The organism is Faecalimonas sp. LCP19S3_D12 (assembly GCF_052121495.1).
Lineage (GTDB): Bacteria > Bacillota > Clostridia > Lachnospirales > Lachnospiraceae > Faecalimonas.
Map to the genome: position 1 here is coordinate 1 of NZ_JBQKED010000132.1, position 478 is coordinate 478.

1 protein-coding gene is annotated in these 478 nt (G+C 34.5%); it reads right to left on the reverse strand.

All coding sequences use genetic code 11. The features are described from left to right. A partial coding sequence (locus tag ACTQXY_RS15580) for a transposase (RefSeq protein WP_441660224.1) occupies positions 1–320 on the reverse strand: 320 nt, incomplete at its 3' end. Between the last annotated feature and the right edge of the window lie 158 nt (positions 321–478).

The following is a 478-nucleotide window of genomic DNA, read 5'->3' on the forward strand; positions in this document are numbered from 1 at the left end:
GTAGAAAAATGTGGTACGGGATCCAACATATCCAATCCAAGAAACCATCGATATGCAACATTTACTTCAATTTCTTTGATTGTTTGCCGCATACTTTTTATGCCATAAAGGTACTGAATAAAAGGAATTTTAATCAGCATAACTGGATCCATACTTGGACGTCCGTTATCAGGAGAATATTTTTCTTCAACAAGTTCATAAATGAAGTTCCAGTTAATCGCTTTGTCTATCAAGCGAAGCATATGGTTTTGAGGAACCATATCATCCATACAAAACATCTGTATTTGTTCTCTTTTTTTATCTGCATTTTTCGTCATCATAAGCACTACCTCCTGATACCCTAATTATATCATGAAGTGCTTGAAAAACCTTGGAAAATAAAGTTGATAACCGAACCATTTTTCTTGGTAAATCTATGGAAAAAAGTTAGAAATGTGGAAAACTTGATAAAAGAAAAACCCGGACTTCTGTCCGGGAC